Below are 17,658 nucleotides of genomic sequence, written 5' to 3'. Positions count from 1 at the left end.
GTCGCAGCGACCTCGAGCCCTTCTGGCCTTCCCGTCAGCACCACGACTTCGACCGGGTGTGTTGCCGCGCGTTGAACGCGCTGGCCCCCTAAAGCCGCTCACCCCGGTCTTCGGTCCGCGCGCACGTAGCAAGTCCGTCCACAGACGACTCCTTCGCGCGAAAGAGCTGACCCCCATGGCGAACACTCGTACTTTCTCCGCCGCAGCCGCTGCCACCGCAGCGCAGCCGGCGGCCGCTGCGACCGCTTCCGCTCGTCCCCCCTCTCCCAACCGGCACCGACTGCGTGCCGTCGCCCCTGACGAGGTCGTCCAGCCGGCCGATGTGTCGGCGTTCCTGACGCCGGGCGCGACCTGGCTGCCCGCGCCCCAGCACACCCTGCCGGCGCTGCCGGGCCGCCCGCCGATGGTCGGCTATCTGGTGCTCGTCCCCGCCGACCAGCAGCCGGCCTTCGCGGCCGCGGCCGCCGATGTCGCCAAGGCGGGCCGGTTCGCCGCTCCGGAGGTGCTGGAGGAGGCGGGGACCGGACCGGTCCGTATCGACTCCGTCCAGCGCACCGCATCGGTGAACGGGAACACCCTCGACCTGACCTACCTGGAGTTCGAACTCCTGGCCCACCTGGTGGCGCACCCGCACCGGGTGCACACCCGCGACCAGCTGGTGACCACGGTCTGGGGTTACGGACACGTGGGCGACGGGCGCACCGTCGACGTCCACATCGCCCGGCTGCGCCGGAAGCTGGGCGCCGAGCACCGCCGGTCGATCCAGACGGTGCGGCGCGTGGGTTACAAGTACGCGCCCTGAGACAGGACGTGGGGCCCGGTTCCGGTGTGTACCGGAACCGGGCCCCACGTGTGTGTGCCGTCAGCCGCGCGGGCCCGTTCCGACCGGGGCCGTCGCCGCGAGGGGTGCGGGCTCCGGTTCGCTGTGGTCCAGGCTCGGCAGCCGGGAGAGGCCGCGCGGGGTGCGCCAGTTGCGCTCGCCCAGCAGCGCCATCGCGGAGGGCAGCAGCACCATCCGTACGACCGTGGCGTCCAGCAGCACCGCGACGGCCAGGCCGACGCCCATCTGCTGCATGTCCTGCATGGACAGCGTCCCGAAGACCGAGAACACCGCCACCATGATCACGGCCGCACCGGTCACCGCACCGGCCGTGCGCCGGATGCCCTCGTCGATCGCGGCCCGGGTGTCCAGGCCCCGGCCGTGGGCCTCGCGGATCCGGGAGACCACGAAGACGTGGTAGTCCATCGAGAGCCCGAACAGGACCACCAGGACGAACAGCGGCATCCAGGACTCGATCGCGCCGACCCCCTCGGAGCCGATCAGCGAGGCGCCCCAGCCGTGCTGGAAGACGGCGGTCATCACCCCGTAGGCGGCGGCCACGGAGAGCAGGTTGAGCAGGATCGAGGTCACGGCGATGACGTAGGAGCGGAAGCAGAACAGCATCAGCAGGAAGGTCACGGCGGTGACGAAGAGGAAGACCGGCACGATGCCGCGCTTCAGCTGGTCGTTGAAGTCGGCCGACCCGGCCACCTCACCGGTGACATAGGCCCGGGCGCCCGTGCCGTCGAACGCGGCCGGCAGCCGGTCCTCGCGCAGCCCGTCCAGATCGGCCGCGCCGCCGGGCAGCGGCACCTCGATCTCCGCGATGTTCCGCGCCTTGTGGACGGTCACCCCGTCGAACCCGGCGAGCGCCTTGCGTACGGCAGGCGCCTGGATGTCGTCGGCCTCGACGACCACCTGGGCCGGGGCGGGGCCGCCGGGGAAGGTATCGCTGATGTTCCGGTAGGCGACGGACAGGGCGGAGTCGGAGCCGAACTGCTTCTCCAGGCCGAGCGACTCGGTCTTCATGCCCAGGGCGGGCGCGGCGAGCGCCAGCAGGACGAGGACGGAGGCGGCGGCGAAGAACTTCGGCTTGGCCAGCACGGGCCGCAGCAGCTTCCCGGCGAGCCGGCCGCTCTCCTTCCTGCCCCGCTTGCCGCGCCGGTTCAGCAGCGGCACCCGTCCGGCGTCGATCCGGTCGCCCAGCCAGGACAGCAGCGCGGGCAGCACGGTGACGGAGCCCAGCATGGCGATGCAGACGACGGTGATCGTGGCGAGGGCGAAGCCCTTGAAGAGCAGCAGTCCGGACAGGAACATGCCGGCCATGGCCACCATGACGGTCAGCCCGGAGACGAGCACGGCCCGGCCGCTGGTCGCCGCGGCGATCCGCAGGGCGGTCTCGGCGTCGCGCCCGGCCGCCCGCTCGTCGCGCTCGCGCCGCAGGTAGAAGAGGCAGTAGTCGACGCCGACGGCGAAGCCCATCAGGAACATCACGGAGTACGTGGTCTGGAACAGGTGCAGCTGGTGGCTGGCGAGCGACAGCAGACCGAAGGCGGCCATGCACGCGGTGAGCGCGAGCCCCACGGGCAGCAGGGCCGCCACGACCGCGCCGAAGGCGACCAGCAGGATGCCGAGCGCCAGCGGTACGGCGGTGAACTCGGCCTTCTTGAAGTCGTCGGCGAGCAGGTCGCCGAGCCACTTGCCGGCGCTGGCGTCGCCGAACTGCTGGACCGTGACGTCCTCACGGTGGTCCCGGACACCGGCCACCGCGTCCAGGACGGGCTGCACCCGGTCGGCCGCGGTGTCCGCGTCGCCCTTCATCGCGAAGGTGACCAGCGCGTCCTTGCCGTCCTTGGAGGGGACCGGCGCCGCGAGGTCCGTCACCTCGCCGGTCTTCCCCAGGGCCTCGGTCAGCTCGCGCGCCGCGGCCCGCCAGCCGTCCGGCTCGGCCGACGACACCATGACCAGTTCACCGGCGCGGTGGGCCAGGCCCGCGTCGGAGAGGAGCTGTTCGGCGCGGGCCGAGTCGCCCGCCCCGTTCTCCGCGTCGGTCATCTCGACCATGCCCGACGCGCCGCCGATGCCCGCGGCGAGTACGACGAAGAGCAGCCAGCCGAGAATGGCCGTCTTGCGGTGGTGTGCGCTCCACACACCGATACGTGCCGCGAGGTTACGCCTCATGGCGGGTTCGCCCCCTGTTGGTTGTGAGGTCCGACGATGCACCTCGAATCTAGGAAGGTGCCGCCCGCCGCCCCAGCCGCCGAACCCCCCGCTCCGAGCGACATAGGGCGAGGTCGCGGGGGTGGTGCTGGGTACACCCCCGCCGGGTGGTGAAACGGCTGACGCATCCGGTGCCCGTCGGGTGAGACTGTGAGCGGACCGGGGCCGGCACGAGGGCCCGGCAAGGGGAAGAGGGGCCGGAATGACCACGAAACAGGGACGGATCAGGGCCGCGCTGCTGGCCGCGGGGCGCGGGCTGGTGCTGTCGTTCGCCTCCTCGGTGGGGTCGATCACGCTGTTCGTGCTGGCGGTGCTCTCCATCGCCTTCATTCCGCTGGGCATCGGCCTGGTCACCACGCCGTACGTGCTGGAGGCGGTCCGCAAGCACGCCAACCAGCGCCGGCTGCTGGCGATCACCTGGTCGGACGTCCGCATCCCGGTTCCGTACCGGCCCTTCCCCAAGGACGTGCGCGGCGGCTTCACCGGTCAGGTGGAGCGGACCACACTGATGCTGAAGGACCCGGCGACCTGGCGGGACATCCGGTGGATGCTGGTCGACATGACGGCCGGCTACACGGTGTCCATCCTGGCGGCGGCGCTGCTGATCTACCCGGTGGAGGGGTTCGTCCTGGCGGCGGGTCTGTGGCGGGTCTTCACGGACGACCGGTACTGGTACGCGTTCGTGCCGGTCGACAGCCAGGCGACGGGCCTTGCCGCCGCCGCGCTCGGGGTGGCGCTCTTCGCGGTCGGTGTGGCGCTGAGCGAGCGGCTGCTGCGGGCGCACTTCGTGCTCGCCCGCTCGGTGCTGGCCCCCACCCAGGAGCAGGAACTGGCCCTGCGCATCGACCGGCTGACCGAGACCCGGCACGAGGCCGTCGACACCGCCGCCTCCGAGCTGCGGCGCATCGAGCGGGATCTGCACGACGGGGCGCAGGCCCGGCTGGTCGCCATGGGCATGAACCTGGGCACCATCGAGGCGCTGATCGAGAAGGACCCGGCGCAGGCGAAGAAGCTCCTGGCGATGGCCCGGGAGTCCTCGGCCGAGGCGCTGACGGAGCTGCGCGACCTCGTGCGGGGCATCCACCCGCCGGTGCTCGCCGAGCGCGGACTCGGGGACGCGGTCAAGGCGTTGGCGCTGCGGCTGCCCATCGAGTCCGAGGTGGACGTGGACCTGGACGGGCGGGCCGACGCCCCGGTCGAGTCGGCGGCGTACTTCGCGGTGAGCGAGACCCTGACCAACGCGGCGAAGCACTCCGGCGCGGACCGGATCTGGGTGGATCTGCACCACACCGACGGGATGCTCAGGATCTCGGTCACGGACAACGGAAAGGGCGGCGCGGCGGCCGGACCGGGCTCGGGTCTGAGCGGAATCGAACGCCGACTCGGTACATTCGACGGCATCATGGCCGTCAGCAGCCCCGCGGGCGGTCCCACCATGGTGACCATGGAGATCCCTTGCGAGTTGTCCTAGCCGAAGATCTCTTCCTGCTGCGCGACGGCCTGGTCCGCATGCTGGAGGCGTACGACTTCGAGATCGCGGCCGCCGTCGAGACCGGGCCCGAATTGACCAGAGCCCTGGCCGAGTTGCAGCCGGACGTCGCCGTCGTCGACGTCCGGCTTCCGCCGTCCCACACGGACGAGGGGCTGCAGTGCGCCCTCGCGGCCCGGAAGGCGAGACCCGGTCTGCCGGTGCTCGTACTGTCCCAGCACGTGGAGCAGTTGTACGCGCGCGAGCTGCTGGCGGACGGCAACGGGGCGATCGGCTATCTGCTCAAGGACCGGGTCTTCGACGCCGACCAGTTCATCGACGCGGTGCGCCGGGTCGCGGCGGGCGGCACGGCGATGGACCCGCAGGTGATCTCGCAGCTGCTGTCGCGGCGCTCCCAGGACAAGCCGATGGGCGGGCTGACGCCCCGGGAGCGCGAGGTCATGGAGCTGATGGCCCAGGGCCGGTCGAACGCGGCGATCGCCTCGCAGATGGTGATCACGGAGCGGGCGGTGGCCAAGCACACCTCGAACATCTTCGGGAAGCTCGGCCTGCCGCCGTCCGACGACGACAACCGCCGCGTTCTCGCGGTACTCGCGTATCTGGACCGGGGCTAGGGCGTGTCGGCCCCGGCGGGTGTACCGGCGAGGTGCAGGGTCGTGGCGCCGAGGTACGGCTTCGCCCTGGATTCCAGCACCTTGACGCGGACCGCGGACGCGGTCACCGCTTCGGGGAGCGGCAGGATGCGTTCACGGCCGATGGTGGTGCCCTCGGCGATCCGGTGCCAGCTCCCGCCGGTCCGGGCCTCCACGGCGAACCTCTCCACCCGCTGGCCGTGCCGGGTGTCCTCCCGGACGGCGACCCGGTCGAAGGTGTACGGCCCCGGGCCCTGCCTGCGCACGTCGGTGCCGTAGACCCGGCGCACCTCGGCGCCGAAGGCGGTCAGTGAGGCGATGTCCGCCTCGGCGATCCGGCCGTCGGGGGCGGGCGGGACGTTGAGCAGGAGCGAGGCGTTGCGGCCGACGCTCTTCTCGTACAGGTCCATCAACTGGGCCGCGTTCTTGGGCTGTTCGTCCTGGTGGTAGAACCAGCCGGGGCGGTTGGAGACGTCCGCCTCGGCCGGGTACCACTGGAGGTAGCGGACGTCCGGTTGCAGGAGCCGGGCGCGGGAGCCGATGTCGGGGTCGGTCGAGTCGTTGGGGAGGCTGCCGAGCCCGGTCCACGGGTCGGTGAGGTGCGGGGTGACGCTCCACTCGGTCTCGCGGGCGACCCCGGACTCGTTGCCGACCCAGCGCACGCCCTGCGGGCCCTGGAAGACGACGGTGTCCGGCGACAGCGCCTTGACCATGTCGAACCACTGCTTGACGTCGTACTTCTGAGTGATGCCGGAGCCGGACCAGGGGTTGGCGCCGTCGAGCCACAGCTCCTCGACGGGGCCGTAGTGGGTGAAGATCTCGTACAGCTGGTTGAGGTAGTACGCGTCGTAGTCGTCGGCCTTCACCTTGAAGGTGGGCAGCTTGCCGCTCTTCACCCGGGCGGCGCGGTCGTCGCCGGGGACGAGGGTGGGGATGGTGCGCTCGGTGACGGCGCTGCCGTTGCCGAAGCGGCCCCGACCGGCCGGGGCCCGGTCGCCGTCCTCCAGCGCCATGCGCTCGGGCAGGCTCAGCGGCTGCCCCTCGGCCTGCTTGGCGCGGATCTTCTCGACCCACTCGGCGTGCCAGGCGTGCGGGAGTTCGGCGCCGTCGGACGGTGAGAGGTAGAGGCCGACCTTCAGGCCCGCCTTGCGGGCGGCCTTCACATAGGCGGCGACGACATCGGGGCTGCCGGGGCTGAGGGCGACCGAGTGGTCGGTGTAGCGGCTGGGGTAGAGGACGAAGCCGTCGTGGTGCTTGACGGTGAGCATGACCTGTTCGACACCGGCGGCCTTGTACGCGCGCATCCACTGGTCGGCGTCGATGGTCTCGGGGGCGAAGAGCTTCTCGTCCTCGGTGCCCGAGCCCCATTCGCGGTCGGTGAAGGTGTTCATCCCGAAGTGCGTGAAGGCGGTGACCTCGCGCTGCTGCCAGGCGAGCTGCCCCTTGGTGGGGACGGTGTTCGCCGCCTTCTCGATGATCCGGTCCGGGCTGTCGCACGCCTCGACCGTCATCTGCGAGGCGGGTCTCACGGGCGCGTCGCACGGGGCGTGACGATGCGGCGCCGGCTGCTGCGCCGTCGCCTGTACGGGGACGAGCGCGGCGGCGGCCGCCAGTGCGAGCGCGCTGAGCACATGGGTGCGTCGTGCCATGGTTCCCTCCCATTCGCGACCACGAGTGGTCCGATCTCTTGGGTACCGACGCGTGCATGGTGCCGCAAGGAGGGGCACCCGGGAAGGGTGCGCGTGACATACGTCCTATCTCTCATGCGTAAAGTCCAAGCCGGACCGCTGCGGTCAGCCGTTGAACCAGGCCGCGACATCGAGCCGGAAGGTGTCCGCCGGGACCATCGTGCGCAGGTCGGACTCCAGGGCGCGGACGCGCTCGGCCCCGAGCGCGCGGACCCACTCGGCCCGCAGCCGGTCGAAGCCCTCGGCGGACCGGGCGAGCACGTCGGCCCCGCGCGGGGACAGCCGGACGAGCTTGCGGCGGCCGTCGTGCGGATCGTCGACGCGCTCCACGTAGCCGAGGGCCTCCAGCTTCTCGACGGTCTTGCCCGCGGCCTGCTTGGAGACGCCGAGCCGGCGGCCGATCTCACTGGCGGTCGACCCGTCCCAGCCCACCGCCTGAAGCGCGTACCCGTATGCCGGGCGCATGTCGGGGTGGCCCTGCTCGGCCAGTTCGCGGTGCAGCGCGTCGATGACCGACCGGAATCCGGCGAACAGCAGCAGGGGCAGCTCGAAGCCCGCGCCGGGCGCCTCCGCGGCCTGTGCCGGGGCCGCACCTCCTCGCTCAGCCATTGCGAAACTCGACAACCTGGTTTACGTTTTCGTCAATCACGTTGTCGAGTTTACCGCGAGAGGCGTCCCTCATGTCCGTGACCCGCTTTCCCGACCACACCCTCGAATCCGCCCCCGCCGCCGCCCGCGCCACCATGGCCGCCGTGGAGCGGAAGCAGGGCTACCTGCCCGTCGGCGTCACCCGGCTCGCCTCGGCGCCGGAGCTGCTCAACGGCTTCCTGAAGGTGAGCGCGCTCTTCGAGTCGACCACCCTGGACCCGCTCGCCCGGGAGGTCGTGATCATGACGATGGCCACCCGCAACGGCTGCCACCTCTGCGTGGCGATGCACACCGCCAGGCTCACCGCGCTCGACGCGGACGCCGCCCTCCTCGCCGCACTCCGCGACGGGAACCCGCTGCCGGACGAACGGCTGGAGGCGGTACGGCAGTTCACCCTCGCGGTGCTCGCGACCAACGGGGCCGTCGACGACGCCGCGCTCGACGCCTTCCTGGCGCACGGCCACACCTCCCGCAACGCGCTGGAAGTGGTCCTGGGCATCGGCGCCTACACCATGTCGACACTGGCCAACCGGATGACGGACGCGCCCGTCGACCCCCAACTGGCCGCGTTCGCCTGACACTTGCCTCCCACGAATCCCAGGAATTCAGCCGCCCGTTGAACGGGCCGCGCCCCGGACCCGTATGGAACGTCACGCTTCTCCCCCGCGAAGCCTGAGGAGTCCGAGGAGTTCCATGGGACGCACATCGCGCAAGAAACGCTCCACCCTGGCCAACCGGGCGATCATCGCCTCGGCCGCACTGATCCTGGGCGGGGGTGGGCTGGCCGCGGTCAACGTCTACGCCTCTGCGGGCGAGGGGTCCGCCGGCTCCCCGCACGGCCGGCACTGGCAGCAGCCGGTCCGCCAGGCCTCCACCATCGACTGCCCGGAGGTGGTCGACGCGATCCCCGAGGTGCCGGCACCCGCGCGGGCGGAGGTGGACCGGGAACTGGCCGCCATGGACACCCAGATCACCGACGCCTACCGGGAGTTCGCCGACCGCAGGGACCGGATGGCCCGGGAGCCCGGTCTCGCCGAGAACACCGTGCTGGGCCCGCTCAGGGCCCGGCGCACCGCCAGCATCGACCGCATCGCGACCGCGATCGGGCGCAGCGCGAAGCGTCCGGAGCGACTGGGTTCGCTGGCCCCGTGCAGCATGCGTGCCGACGACGACCCGCCGGAGCCCTCGCAGGACCCGTCGCAGGACCCGTCACAGGCCCCCTCGCAGGATCCCGGGAACGGCGGCGACGGCAACGGTGACGGCCGGGACCCGGCCCCGAGCGGCAACGGCCCCGAGGACTCCGACTTCGTCGACATCCAGTCCGTCCAGCCCGATGCCGGCAGGCCCGCCCGGCTGCGCGGCGCCTCGCGCGGCACCTTCACCACCGAGTGCGGGCGCAACGAGAACGGGAAGTTCAACCCGGACAACGTCATCGCCGCGCCCGGCGTGAGCAACGGCGCCCACCACATGCACGACTACGTCGGCAACCAGGCCACGGACGCCTTCGCGGGCGACGACGAGCTGGCCGCCGGGGACACCACCTGCCGCAATCAGGGCGACCGCTCCACGTACTACTGGCCCGTGCTCCGGCTGCAGAACGGGGCGGACGAGAACGACGCGGACGCCGACGGCGGGGGCAGGGACCAGAACACCGGGGAGATCCAGACGCCCGCCCAGGTGACGCTGAAGTTCACCGGGAACCCCACCGGCAAGGTCACGGCCATGCCGCGCTTCCTGCGCATCATCACCGGTGACGCCAAGGCCTTCACCAACGGCGACGCCAACGCCAACGCCTCCTGGAGCTGCACCGGCTTCGAGGACCGGCAGCTGAAGGACAAGTACCCGATCTGCCCGCAGGGCAGCCAGGTCGTCCGCTCCTTCGCCTTCCAGAGCTGCCGGGACGGGCAGAACACCGACAGCGCCAACCACCGCACCCATGTGGCGTTCGCCCAGGACGACGGGCGGTGCCCCGAGGGCTTCCGGGCCATTCCGCAGCTGGTCCAGCGCATCGTCTACGACGTGCCGCCGGGGCCCGGGTTCGCCGTCGACTCCTTCCCGGAGCAGCTGCACAAGCCCGTCACGGACCACGGTGACTTCATCAACGTCTTCGACGCCAGGCTGATGCGGAAAGTGGTGAGCTGCATCAATTCCGGGCGCACATGCCGCTGAGCCCCTGTGGCTCGGCGCCTCCCCCGCGCCCCCGCCCGCCTGCGCGGTCAGCTCGTGCGGTGACCGGAGTGTCCTGCCTCGCTCCCCCCACTGCCACCACTTCCCGAGTGGTGCGGCGAGGCGGTCTCCACCGTCCCGCCGAGCCGGCCGCGCAGTGCCGTGACCACCTCGGCGTCCGAGACGGCCACCCACCTGCGGCCGACCAGGTACGAGCCGCCGTAGTCGTTCGCCTCGTTGATCCACTCGCGCTGGCCCCGGTCGGTGGCGAAGGTGGCCAGCACATAACGCCCGTCTTCCGTGGTGCAGTTGGCCTGCCGCAGCTCCTGGGCGTCGGTCTGGATCCTGGGCTCGCAGCCCGCCTGGGCCGCGAGCTCCTCCAGTGTGCCGGTCGCGGTCGGCGGTACGGCGCTCTCCCCGCCGCCGCCCGAGCACGCCGTCAGCAGGACCAGGCCCGCGCATCCGGCCACGACGGCGGCCAGGCGCCGCGCATCCCGTATCCTTCGCGTCCCGCGCCGCGTCACCATCCGGCCATCGTGCCGCTTCCCCCGGCCGCGCGGCGGCCGAACGGGGAAGGCCGTACCGGGCCGGTGGACGCGGCCGCCGGGGCCCGGCCGGAGTGACCATCGCACGATTCGCTCGTTCTGCTGAATGTGCGCCCACTGTCAGAGGTACCGTCAGCCGCCGCCCCGGTCGATGCGGAGCAGGCCGAGGCCGCGCTCGTCGAGCACTACCCGCGCCTGGTCAGGTTCGGCTATCTGGTCCTGCCACCGTCCCTGAGCCGCAGCCGGCGCGTGCTCACCGCCCATGCCCTGGCCCAGCGGTCCCTGCAGTCGGCGCACCGCAGCCGGGCCACGGCCGCCGGCGTCCCCCAGCCCCGCCATGCCGCCCGCACCGCCCCGGCGTCCCCCGGCTACGCGTACGTACGACGGCAGGTGCTGCGCGGGGCGCTCGCGGCGGGGCGGCCTCGCCGGCTGCGGTTCTGGCCGCGCCGCGCCCAGCTGCCGCCCGTGCTGCCGCTGGCCTGGGGGCTGCGGCTGCTCCCGCACTCGGGCGGCGCGGACGAACTCGCCCTGGCGCAGCGGCTGTCGGCGGTCAGCGGCGGGGCGCGCGCCGCGTTCGTCCTGCGCGGCCTGGAGGGGCTGGCCGACGGGGAGGTCCGGCGGGAGCTGGCCGCAGCCGGGGTGGCCGATCCGCATGCCGCCCTGACGGAGGCGGACGGGGTGTGCGCCCCGTACGCGCTGCTGGCCTCGCCCGAGTTCGACCCCTGCTCGCTCCAGGCCCGGCCGCCGGATCTGCCGCGCCGCCGCAGACATGGCAGGGCCGCGCTGGCGGGCGCCGCCGCGCTGCTGGTGTGCGGGGCACTGCTGGTGCTGCCGGGCGACGGCTGGGGGCGCGACGCGCTGTCGGCTCCGCTGTACACGCGCAATCCGGCGTCCGAAGCGGCGCTGGACCCGGCGGCGCTGCGGGTGGTGCCGGCGACGTTCTGGCAGCGCTCGCCGCGTTCCGACTTCACGGCCTGGCCCACGCGCGGCGACCGCACGCAGGACACCCGGCTGCTGGGGCGGGCGCTGGCGGTGTGGGCACGGCCGGGTCCCGGGGTGCGGACGTCGGCGACGCCCCGGACGCCGGCGGGGCCGCCGATGGGCCCGCCGCAGCTGCTGTACGCGGGCGAGGTGGGCGCGTCCGCGGTGGTGCTGTTCTACGACGGGCTGCGGGTCGTGCGGTACGCGGAGCCCCGCAACGCCGACCCGTCGCAGGGGGCGGTGCTGGACTTCGCCCGGGTCGACGGGGCGGACACCGCGTCGTCGGGGGCGCTGGTGGTGGACCGCGCGGAGGGCAGGGTGCGCTATCTGACGGCACCCTGGGTGCGGAGCCTGCGGGTGCGGGACCTGCTGGCGCCGGACCGGGCGCCGCGCACGCTGCGCCGCTCCCCCGACGGGGTGAGCGAGGCGCTGACCAGCCCGGCGACCGCGCCCGGCTGCCGGACCTGGGACGCCGTCGAGCTGGCGGACGGCACGGCGGTGCGGCTGCTGACGGATCTGGGCGAGCTCGCCCCGGCCCGGCTGACCTCGGGTCCCCCGGCGAAGCCGCACGACGTCGCGGGCCGGGCGGAGCTGGACAGCTGGGCACGGACCGCCTGTCTGCTGCCGGCGGTGCGCTCGCACGGGGTGCGGTCGGTGAACTCCTGGATGTACGCGACCCAGCCGCTGCCCGAGGGCAACGGCGCCGCCCAGTGGCTGTGCACCCGGGCGGAGACCTGGCGGGGCACCGGGAGCCGGGTCCTCGCCCAGTTCCAGGCCCCGTCCGCGCGGCCGTCGGGGAGCCGGCCGCCCGGGGCGGTCGCGGCGCGGGCCGAGGACTCCCCGGCGTGCGGGACGCGTACGCCCCGGGTGCTGGCCGGTGTGCTGTGGAAGTCGCACGCCGGGCGGTGGTACGTCCTCGCGGCGGGCAGCGAGCAGTTCGCGTCGCTGACCACATCGGGCGGGGTGAGCGGCCGGGCGCAGGGGCGGCTGCTGGCGGTGCCGGCCCGGGCGGGCGACCGGGCCCGGCTGAACGGACGGCTGACGGACGGCAGTCGGGTCGGCGCACTGCGCTGAGCGCCCCGGGCGGGAACGGACTCAGGAATTCGTCTCCCGCCCCTGTTCCCCGGGCTTACCCCTCAGTACATTGACAACATGTCTAACACGCAGCCAGCGGCGGTCGCGTCGGAGCGGACCCCCCTCAAGGCCCGGCGGGTCTCCTTCGCCTGGGACCGGACCCCCCTGCACTGGGTGCCGGGCGACCCGTTCACCACGCACACCATCAATGTGCTCCACCTCCTGCTCCCGGCCGGGGAACGCTGGTTCATCCACGTCTACCGCCAGGTGCTCCCGTACATCCATGACGAGGAGCTGCGGCAGGACGTCATCGGGTTCATCGGCCAGGAGGCGATGCACTCCCAGGCCCACGACGACGTGCTCCCGCACCTCAAGGAGCAGGGCCTCGACCCGACCCCGTACACCGCGCAGGTCGACTGGCTCTTCGAGAAGCTGCTCGGCGACCGGACGCTGCCGCCGGGCCGGGCCCGCAAGTGGTGGCTGATGGAGCGGGTGGCGACGATCGCGGCGATCGAGCACTACACCGCCTTCCTCGGCGACTGGATCCTGAACGCCGACGAACTGGACCGGCGCGGCGCCGACCCCACCATGCTGGACCTGCTGCGCTGGCACGGCGCGGAGGAGGTCGAGCACCGCTCGGTCGCCTTCGACGTGTTCATGCATGTCGACGGCGGGTACCGGCGGCGGGTGCGGACCTGGGCGACGGCGTTCTCCGCACTGGCCTTCCTCTGGCAGCGCGGCGCCCGCTTCTTCATGGAGAACGATCCGAGCCTGCTGGACGGCAAGGCGTCCTTCGGGCAGTTCTACCGCAGCGGCCGGCACGGCACCCTGCCGAGCACCCCGTCGATGCTGCGGTCCATCCCGCGCTATCTCAGCCGCTCGTACCACCCCTCGCAGGAGGGCAGCACGGCGCAGGCCGTCGACTACCTCACCCGCTCGCCCGCCGCGGTCGCGGCCGAGGCCCGTACGACGGAAGCCCGTTGACCATGCCGCGTTCCCTTCCCCTGCCCCGTCTGCGTACCGTCGCCGCGGTCGCCGGTGCCGCGCTGCTCGCCCGGCGGGCGATGCGCCGGCGCATCGAGAAGTCCCCGCTGTGGCCGCTGCCCGCGCTGGACGAGCCCATATCGGGCCGGTCGCAGCGCCGTTCCACCACCGGGCGGCGGCTGCTGGTCACCGAGCGGACGAGCCCCGCCGACGGTGTCGTCCAACTCCGCCTGGAGGGACCGGACCTGCCGCCCTGGGAGCCCGGGGCCCATCTGGACCTGGTGCTGCCCTCCGGCCTGGTCCGCCAGTACTCGCTGTGCGGCGACCCGGCCGACACGGGCACCTACACCGTGGCGACCCGGCTGGCCGAGGACGGGCGCGGCGGCTCCCGCGAGGTGCACACCGCGCTCCACGAGGGCGGGGAGGTCGAGGTGCGCGGCCCGCGCAACCGCTTCCCGCTCACGGACGCCCCCGCCTACCTCCTGGTCGCGGGCGGCATCGGCATCACCCCCGTCCTGCCGATGCTGCGCAGGCTCGCGGCCGAGGGCGCCGACTGGCGGCTGCTGTACGGAGGCCGCAGCCGGGCCACCATGCCGTTCCTGGCGGAGATCGAGAAGCTGGGCACCGACGGCGACCGGGTCACGGTCGTCCCGCAGGACGAGGCGGGCCACCCGGACATCGCCGCCGCCCTCGCGGACACGGCCGAGGGCACGGCGGTCTACTGCTGCGGCCCGGAGCCCCTGATGGACGCCGTCTCGGCCGCGCTCCCGCCCGGCCGCACCCTGCATCTGGAGCGGTTCTCGGCGGCGGGCGCGGAGCAGACCGGCGCGGTCCCCTTCGAGGTGGAGCTGCGCCGCTCGGGCCGTACGGTCCCGGTCGCGGCGGACCAGTCGGTGCTGGCCGCCGTGCGGGCCGAGCTGCCGCATGTCTCGTACTCCTGCGAGCAGGGCTTCTGCGGGACGTGCCAACAGCGCGTCCTGGAGGGCGAGGTGGAGCACCGCGACGATCTGCTGACGGACGCGGAGCGGGACGGTTCGATGCTGATCTGCGTCTCGCGGTGCCGTGGCGGACGGCTGGTGCTGGACCTGTAGTTCCCCCGGACCCACCGGTCGGTAGGCTGTTCCCCATGACGACCGGGGTGCGGCGCAGGATGGGCGTCGAGGAGCGCAGACAGCAGCTGATCGGTGTCGCGCTGGAGTTGTTCAGTCACCGGTCCCCGGACGAGGTGTCCATCGACGAGATCGCGGCGGCCGCCGGGATCTCGCGACCGCTGGTCTACCACTACTTCCCGGGCAAGCAGAGCCTGTACGAGGCGGCGCTGCGCCGGGCGGCCGACGAGCTGGCGACCCGCTTCCTGGAGCCGCGCGAAGGGCCGCTGGGCGCACGGCTGTTGCGGGTGATGGGCCGGTTCTTCGACTTCGTGGACGAGCACGGGCCCGGGTTCGCCGCGCTGATGCGGGGCGGCCCGGCCGTGGGCTCCTCGACGGCCAACGCGATGATCGACGGGGTGCGCCAGGCGGCCTGCGAGCAGATCCTGGCCCATCTGGGCGTCGAGGAGCCGCCCGCCCGGCTGGAGTTGGTCGTCCGGTCCTGGGTCTCGCTCGCCGAGTCGACGGCCCTGATCTGGCTGGACGGGCGGCGCATCCCGCGCGCGGAGCTGGAGATGCAGCTCGTGCACGACTTCGCGGCGCTGGCCGCCGTGAGCGCCGCGTACAACGAGGAGATGGCCGGCATCGTACTGCGGGTCCTGGCGCAGGAGCCGGTGGACGGGCCGTTCGGGGACCTGCTGCTGCGGCTCTCCTCGCTGGCGCCCGCCGTACCGGCCGTGCCCCCGCAGCGGCTGCCCTGACGCCGGGCGGTCAGCGCTTGCGGTAGGAGGGGTCCAGGTCGCGCGTCTCCGCCGAGAGGTGGAGGGTGAGCCCGGCGTCCGGCCGGATGTGGGCGGCCAGCAGCTCCAGCACGGATTCGGTGAGCAGGGCCCGGACCTCGGGGGTGCGGCCGGGCAGCAGCGCGATGTCGATGTGCACGATCGCGTCACCGGCGGGCGCGTCCGCCACCGCGGTCTCCTCGACCCGGCGGAAGCGCGTCTTGCAGGCGGCGGTCTTCGTGCTGACCGTCTCGGCGATCAGCGGGTGCAGCGCGCCGGCGAAACCGGGGCGGTCGAAGGTCTCGTCGAGCTCGGCGGAGTAGTCGACGGTGATCTGCGGCATGACGGGCTCCAGGTCGGGGCGGGGAGGGCGACGGCCCCCACCCTTCCCCCGCCCGGCCGGAACGCACAACCGGGGACCACTAGGTGAGCAGTTCGCCGTGCAGCGCGAGGGCGAGGCCCGCCTCCGCGCTGTCCGCCCGGCCCTGTTCGAAGGCGCGCAGATACGCGGCGTCGCCGACGGCCTCGCGGGCCTGCCGTTCGCACGCCTCGCGCAGCGGGCCCAGTTCGGGGGTGCCGCGCTGGGGGTGGCCGACCATCCGCCAGTAGACGTGTCCGGTGCCGTACACGCGGGCGGCGCGGGCCCCCTCGCCCTGGGCGGCGATCGCGGCGGCCAGGATGTCCAGGCCGAGGGCGATGCCGAAGCTGTCGCGGAGCCGGTGCTTGCCCGCCAGCATGGACCTGGCGTGCGCGGCGGCCGGTTCGGCGCGGCCCTGGAGCAGGGCGATCAGGGCGAGTTGGTAGTCGGCGTAGCTGCGGGTCCAGCACTCGTCCTGGGCCTCGCAGGCGGCGCGCAGGACGGCGGCGGCCTCACCGGCCTCGTCGAGCCGGCCGAGTCCGGTGAGCGCGAAGACGGTGATCAGATGGCAGCGCAGCCGGTAGGCCGACTCCAGCGGGGTGCCGGCCCCGGTGGCGCGCAGCACCCGCTCGGCCTCCCGCAGCCCCTTCTCCGGCTCGCCGGTCATCAGATGGGTGAGGCCGCGCAGATAGGCGGCGGCGAGCACGCCCTCGTCGGTGCCGTCCTCGGCCGCCGCCCGGGTGCACTCCTCGCCGGTCCGCTCGGCGGCGCGGTGGTCGCCCTGGAGCAGCAGGCAGATGCCGAGGACCCACAGGGCGCGGGTGCGGTGGGGGCCCCGGGCCGGGCCGGCGTCCAGGGCGCGCTGGGCGTAGCCCCGGGTCTGCGGGAGGTGGCCGCAGCAGCACCAGAAGAAGCCGATGCGGCCGGCCATCTCCTGGGCCGCCGCGGTGTCGTGCGCCAGGAGGTGGTCGAGGGCGGCGCACAGGTCGGCGTGCGACTCGGCGATGCGGTGGTACCAGAGGATCTGGTCGTCGCCGGTCCAGCCGGCGTGGGCGCTGCGGGCCAGCTGGAGGAAGCAGGCGGCGTGGCGGTCGGCGGCTGCGCGTTCCTCGCCGAGTTCGGCCAGCCACATCCGGCCGTACTCACGGAGGGTGTCCAGCATGCGGTGGCGTACCCCGTCGCGGACGACGACGGACTTGGCGACCAGTCCGCGCAGTGCCGCCCGGACGCCGTCGCGGGTGAGCGGTCCGCCGGCGCAGACCGTGGCGGCCGTGTCCTCGTCGAAGTCGCCGCGCAGGACGGTGAGCCGGGCCCAGAGGAGCCGTTCCAGGGGCGCGCACAGTTCGTGGGACCAGCCGATGGTGGTGCGCAGAGTGCGGTGGCGCACCGGCCGGAGCGAGGCGTCGGCGAACACGTCGAGGCGGTGGCCGAGCCGGTGGGCGATCTCCTGGACGCTCTGGCGTCCCACGGCGGCGGCGGCGAGTTCGATGGCGAGCGGGATGCCTTCGAGGCGGCGGCAGACCTCGGCGGCGGCGGCAGCGGTGGCGGGTTCGTCGAAGGGGGTGCCGGGGGCGGCGGCCCCGGCCCGTTCGCGGAAGAGGGTGAGCGCGTCGGCGGCGCCCTCGACGGGCAGCGGCTCCACCTCGACGAGCTGCTCGCCCTTGATGTCCAGGGGCTGGCGGCTGGTGGCCAGGACGGTGAGGCCGGGCGAGGTGGTGAGGATCTCGCCGAGGAGGTGGGCGCAGGCCGGGCGCAGGTGTTCGCAGGAGTCCAGGACGAGCAGGAGCTGCTTGTCGGCGAGCCATTCGCACAGCACGTCGATGGGCATGCGCAGGGTGTGGTCGCTGAGCCCGACCGCGTCGGAGACGGTGGCCAGGAGGAGTTCGTCGTCGTGGAGGGGGGCGAGGTCGGCCCAGCGGACGCCGTCGCGGTAGCCGGGCTCGGCGCGTACGGCCGCGCGGACGGCCAGCCGGGTCTTGCCGACCCCGCCGGTGCCGGTGAGGGTGGTCAGCCGACCGGTGGCGAGGGCGTGTTCGAGCCCGACCAGCTCCGCCCCCCGTCCGACGAAACTGCTGGTCTCCTCGGGGATGTTGCTCGCCATCGTCACCGTCGCTGACCGGAGGGAGCGGCCGGGACCGGCCGGGTGGGGTGTGGGAGGGGCGCGCCCGGGAGAGCGGTGGTGCGGC

General features: G+C 73.3%; 15 protein-coding genes. 9 read left to right on the top strand and 6 right to left on the bottom strand.

Features of this window, described 5'->3' with window-relative positions; translation table 11 throughout:
• The first annotated feature begins 175 nt into the window (after positions 1 to 175).
• On the top strand, positions 176 to 802 hold the full coding sequence (locus tag RLT58_RS26095; protein ID WP_311312798.1) for a winged helix-turn-helix domain-containing protein: 627 nt from the start codon (positions 176 to 178) through the stop codon (positions 800 to 802).
• A 60-nt stretch (positions 803 to 862) separates the two neighbouring features.
• Here RLT58_RS26095 and RLT58_RS26090 read toward each other — a convergent pair whose 3' ends face one another.
• On the bottom strand, positions 863 to 3,001 hold the full coding sequence (locus tag RLT58_RS26090) for an MMPL family transporter (protein ID WP_311312797.1): 2,139 nt from the start codon (positions 2,999 to 3,001) through the stop codon (positions 863 to 865).
• Between the two features lie 241 nt (positions 3,002 to 3,242).
• Here RLT58_RS26090 and RLT58_RS26085 point away from each other — a divergent pair, with 241 nt between their 5' ends.
• Together RLT58_RS26085 and RLT58_RS26080 are read left to right on the top strand one after the other, a co-directional pair.
• A complete protein-coding gene (locus RLT58_RS26085; RefSeq protein WP_311312796.1) occupies positions 3,243 to 4,511 on the top strand; it encodes a sensor histidine kinase in 1,269 nt (422 codons plus the stop codon).
• Positions 4,496 to 5,143 (top strand): LuxR C-terminal-related transcriptional regulator, encoded by a 648-nt coding sequence (locus tag RLT58_RS26080; RefSeq protein ID WP_311312795.1) that lies wholly within the window; start codon positions 4,496 to 4,498, stop codon positions 5,141 to 5,143. Before RLT58_RS26085 ends, RLT58_RS26080 begins: the two co-directional genes overlap by 16 nt.
• Here RLT58_RS26080 and RLT58_RS26075 read toward each other — a convergent pair.
• Together RLT58_RS26075 and RLT58_RS26070 are read right to left on the bottom strand one after the other, a co-directional pair.
• Positions 5,140 to 6,810 (bottom strand): alpha-L-fucosidase, encoded by a 1,671-nt coding sequence (locus tag RLT58_RS26075; protein WP_311312794.1) that lies wholly within the window; start codon positions 6,808 to 6,810, stop codon positions 5,140 to 5,142. The two genes, RLT58_RS26080 and RLT58_RS26075, sit on opposite strands and share 4 nt — an antisense overlap.
• A 144-nt stretch (positions 6,811 to 6,954) precedes the next feature.
• Positions 6,955 to 7,458: a MarR family winged helix-turn-helix transcriptional regulator gene (locus tag RLT58_RS26070; protein ID WP_311312793.1), complete on the bottom strand. Its 504-nt coding sequence runs from the start codon at positions 7,456 to 7,458 to the stop codon at positions 6,955 to 6,957.
• Between the two features lie 71 nt (positions 7,459 to 7,529).
• Between RLT58_RS26070 and RLT58_RS26065 the strand changes: the two genes are divergently transcribed.
• Positions 7,530 to 8,075: a carboxymuconolactone decarboxylase family protein gene (locus RLT58_RS26065; protein WP_311312792.1), complete on the top strand. Its 546-nt coding sequence runs from the start codon at positions 7,530 to 7,532 to the stop codon at positions 8,073 to 8,075.
• Positions 8,076 to 8,190: 115 nt separating this feature from the next.
• Complete coding sequence (locus tag RLT58_RS26060) at positions 8,191 to 9,666, top strand: DUF1996 domain-containing protein (RefSeq protein WP_311312791.1); 1,476 nt, start codon at positions 8,191 to 8,193, stop codon at positions 9,664 to 9,666.
• A 47-nt stretch (positions 9,667 to 9,713) separates the two neighbouring features.
• Here the strand turns inward: RLT58_RS26060 and RLT58_RS26055 are convergent, their stop codons facing one another.
• Positions 9,714 to 10,190, bottom strand: coding sequence for a hypothetical protein (locus RLT58_RS26055; protein WP_311312790.1), 477 nt, complete (start codon positions 10,188 to 10,190; stop codon positions 9,714 to 9,716).
• 126 nt (positions 10,191 to 10,316) lie between these two features.
• Between RLT58_RS26055 and RLT58_RS26050 the strand changes: the two genes are divergently transcribed.
• The 4 genes from RLT58_RS26050 to RLT58_RS26035 all read left to right on the top strand — a co-directional run bounded on the left by RLT58_RS26050 (position 10,317) and on the right by RLT58_RS26035 (position 15,096).
• Positions 10,317 to 12,263 (top strand): hypothetical protein, encoded by a 1,947-nt coding sequence (locus RLT58_RS26050; RefSeq protein ID WP_311312789.1) that lies wholly within the window; start codon positions 10,317 to 10,319, stop codon positions 12,261 to 12,263.
• A gap of 78 nt (positions 12,264 to 12,341) precedes the next feature.
• Complete coding sequence (locus tag RLT58_RS26045; protein ID WP_311312788.1) at positions 12,342 to 13,247, top strand: metal-dependent hydrolase; 906 nt, start codon at positions 12,342 to 12,344, stop codon at positions 13,245 to 13,247.
• 2 nt (positions 13,248 to 13,249) lie between these two features.
• Entirely contained in the window at positions 13,250 to 14,338 is a 1,089-nt protein-coding gene (locus tag RLT58_RS26040) for a PDR/VanB family oxidoreductase (protein ID WP_311312787.1), read from the top strand.
• A gap of 35 nt (positions 14,339 to 14,373) precedes the next feature.
• Positions 14,374 to 15,096 carry a TetR/AcrR family transcriptional regulator gene (locus tag RLT58_RS26035; protein ID WP_311312786.1) on the top strand — a complete coding sequence of 241 codons (723 nt, stop codon included), beginning with the start codon at positions 14,374 to 14,376 and terminating at the stop codon, positions 15,094 to 15,096.
• Between the two features lie 10 nt (positions 15,097 to 15,106).
• On the opposite strand, the gene RLT58_RS26030 is transcribed toward RLT58_RS26035, so the two are convergent.
• Both RLT58_RS26030 and RLT58_RS26025 read right to left on the bottom strand, forming a co-directional pair.
• The gene (locus tag RLT58_RS26030; protein WP_311312785.1) at positions 15,107 to 15,457 is read right to left on the bottom strand and encodes a 5-carboxymethyl-2-hydroxymuconate Delta-isomerase; all 351 of its coding nucleotides are present in this window, start codon (positions 15,455 to 15,457) and stop codon (positions 15,107 to 15,109) included.
• Between the two features lie 79 nt (positions 15,458 to 15,536).
• Positions 15,537 to 17,573 (bottom strand): ATP-binding protein, encoded by a 2,037-nt coding sequence (locus tag RLT58_RS26025; RefSeq protein WP_311312784.1) that lies wholly within the window; start codon positions 17,571 to 17,573, stop codon positions 15,537 to 15,539.
• Positions 17,574 to 17,658: the final 85 nt, after the last annotated feature.

Origin of the sequence: Streptomyces sp. ITFR-16, assembly GCF_031844705.1 — a bacterium.
Lineage (GTDB): Bacteria > Actinomycetota > Actinomycetes > Streptomycetales > Streptomycetaceae > Streptomyces.
Note: the sequence above shows the minus strand (reverse complement) of the source record. Positions and strands in the feature narration are given on the sequence as shown.

Coding starts and splice junctions, on each gene's coding strand:
- RLT58_RS26095 (WP_311312798.1), top strand. CDS start 176: ATGGCGAACACTCGTACTTTCTCCGCCGCAGCCGCTGCCACCGCAGCG.
- RLT58_RS26090 (WP_311312797.1), bottom strand. CDS start 3,001: ATGAGGCGTAACCTCGCGGCACGTATCGGTGTGTGGAGCGCACACCAC.
- RLT58_RS26085 (WP_311312796.1), top strand. CDS start 3,243: ATGACCACGAAACAGGGACGGATCAGGGCCGCGCTGCTGGCCGCGGGG.
- RLT58_RS26075 (WP_311312794.1), bottom strand. CDS start 6,810: ATGGCACGACGCACCCATGTGCTCAGCGCGCTCGCACTGGCGGCCGCC.
- RLT58_RS26070 (WP_311312793.1), bottom strand. CDS start 7,458: ATGGCTGAGCGAGGAGGTGCGGCCCCGGCACAGGCCGCGGAGGCGCCC.
- RLT58_RS26065 (WP_311312792.1), top strand. CDS start 7,530: ATGTCCGTGACCCGCTTTCCCGACCACACCCTCGAATCCGCCCCCGCC.
- RLT58_RS26060 (WP_311312791.1), top strand. CDS start 8,191: ATGGGACGCACATCGCGCAAGAAACGCTCCACCCTGGCCAACCGGGCG.
- RLT58_RS26055 (WP_311312790.1), bottom strand. CDS start 10,190: ATGGTGACGCGGCGCGGGACGCGAAGGATACGGGATGCGCGGCGCCTG.
- RLT58_RS26045 (WP_311312788.1), top strand. CDS start 12,342: ATGTCTAACACGCAGCCAGCGGCGGTCGCGTCGGAGCGGACCCCCCTC.
- RLT58_RS26040 (WP_311312787.1), top strand. CDS start 13,250: ATGCCGCGTTCCCTTCCCCTGCCCCGTCTGCGTACCGTCGCCGCGGTC.
- RLT58_RS26035 (WP_311312786.1), top strand. CDS start 14,374: ATGACGACCGGGGTGCGGCGCAGGATGGGCGTCGAGGAGCGCAGACAG.
- RLT58_RS26030 (WP_311312785.1), bottom strand. CDS start 15,457: ATGCCGCAGATCACCGTCGACTACTCCGCCGAGCTCGACGAGACCTTC.
- RLT58_RS26025 (WP_311312784.1), bottom strand. CDS start 17,573: ATGGCGAGCAACATCCCCGAGGAGACCAGCAGTTTCGTCGGACGGGGG.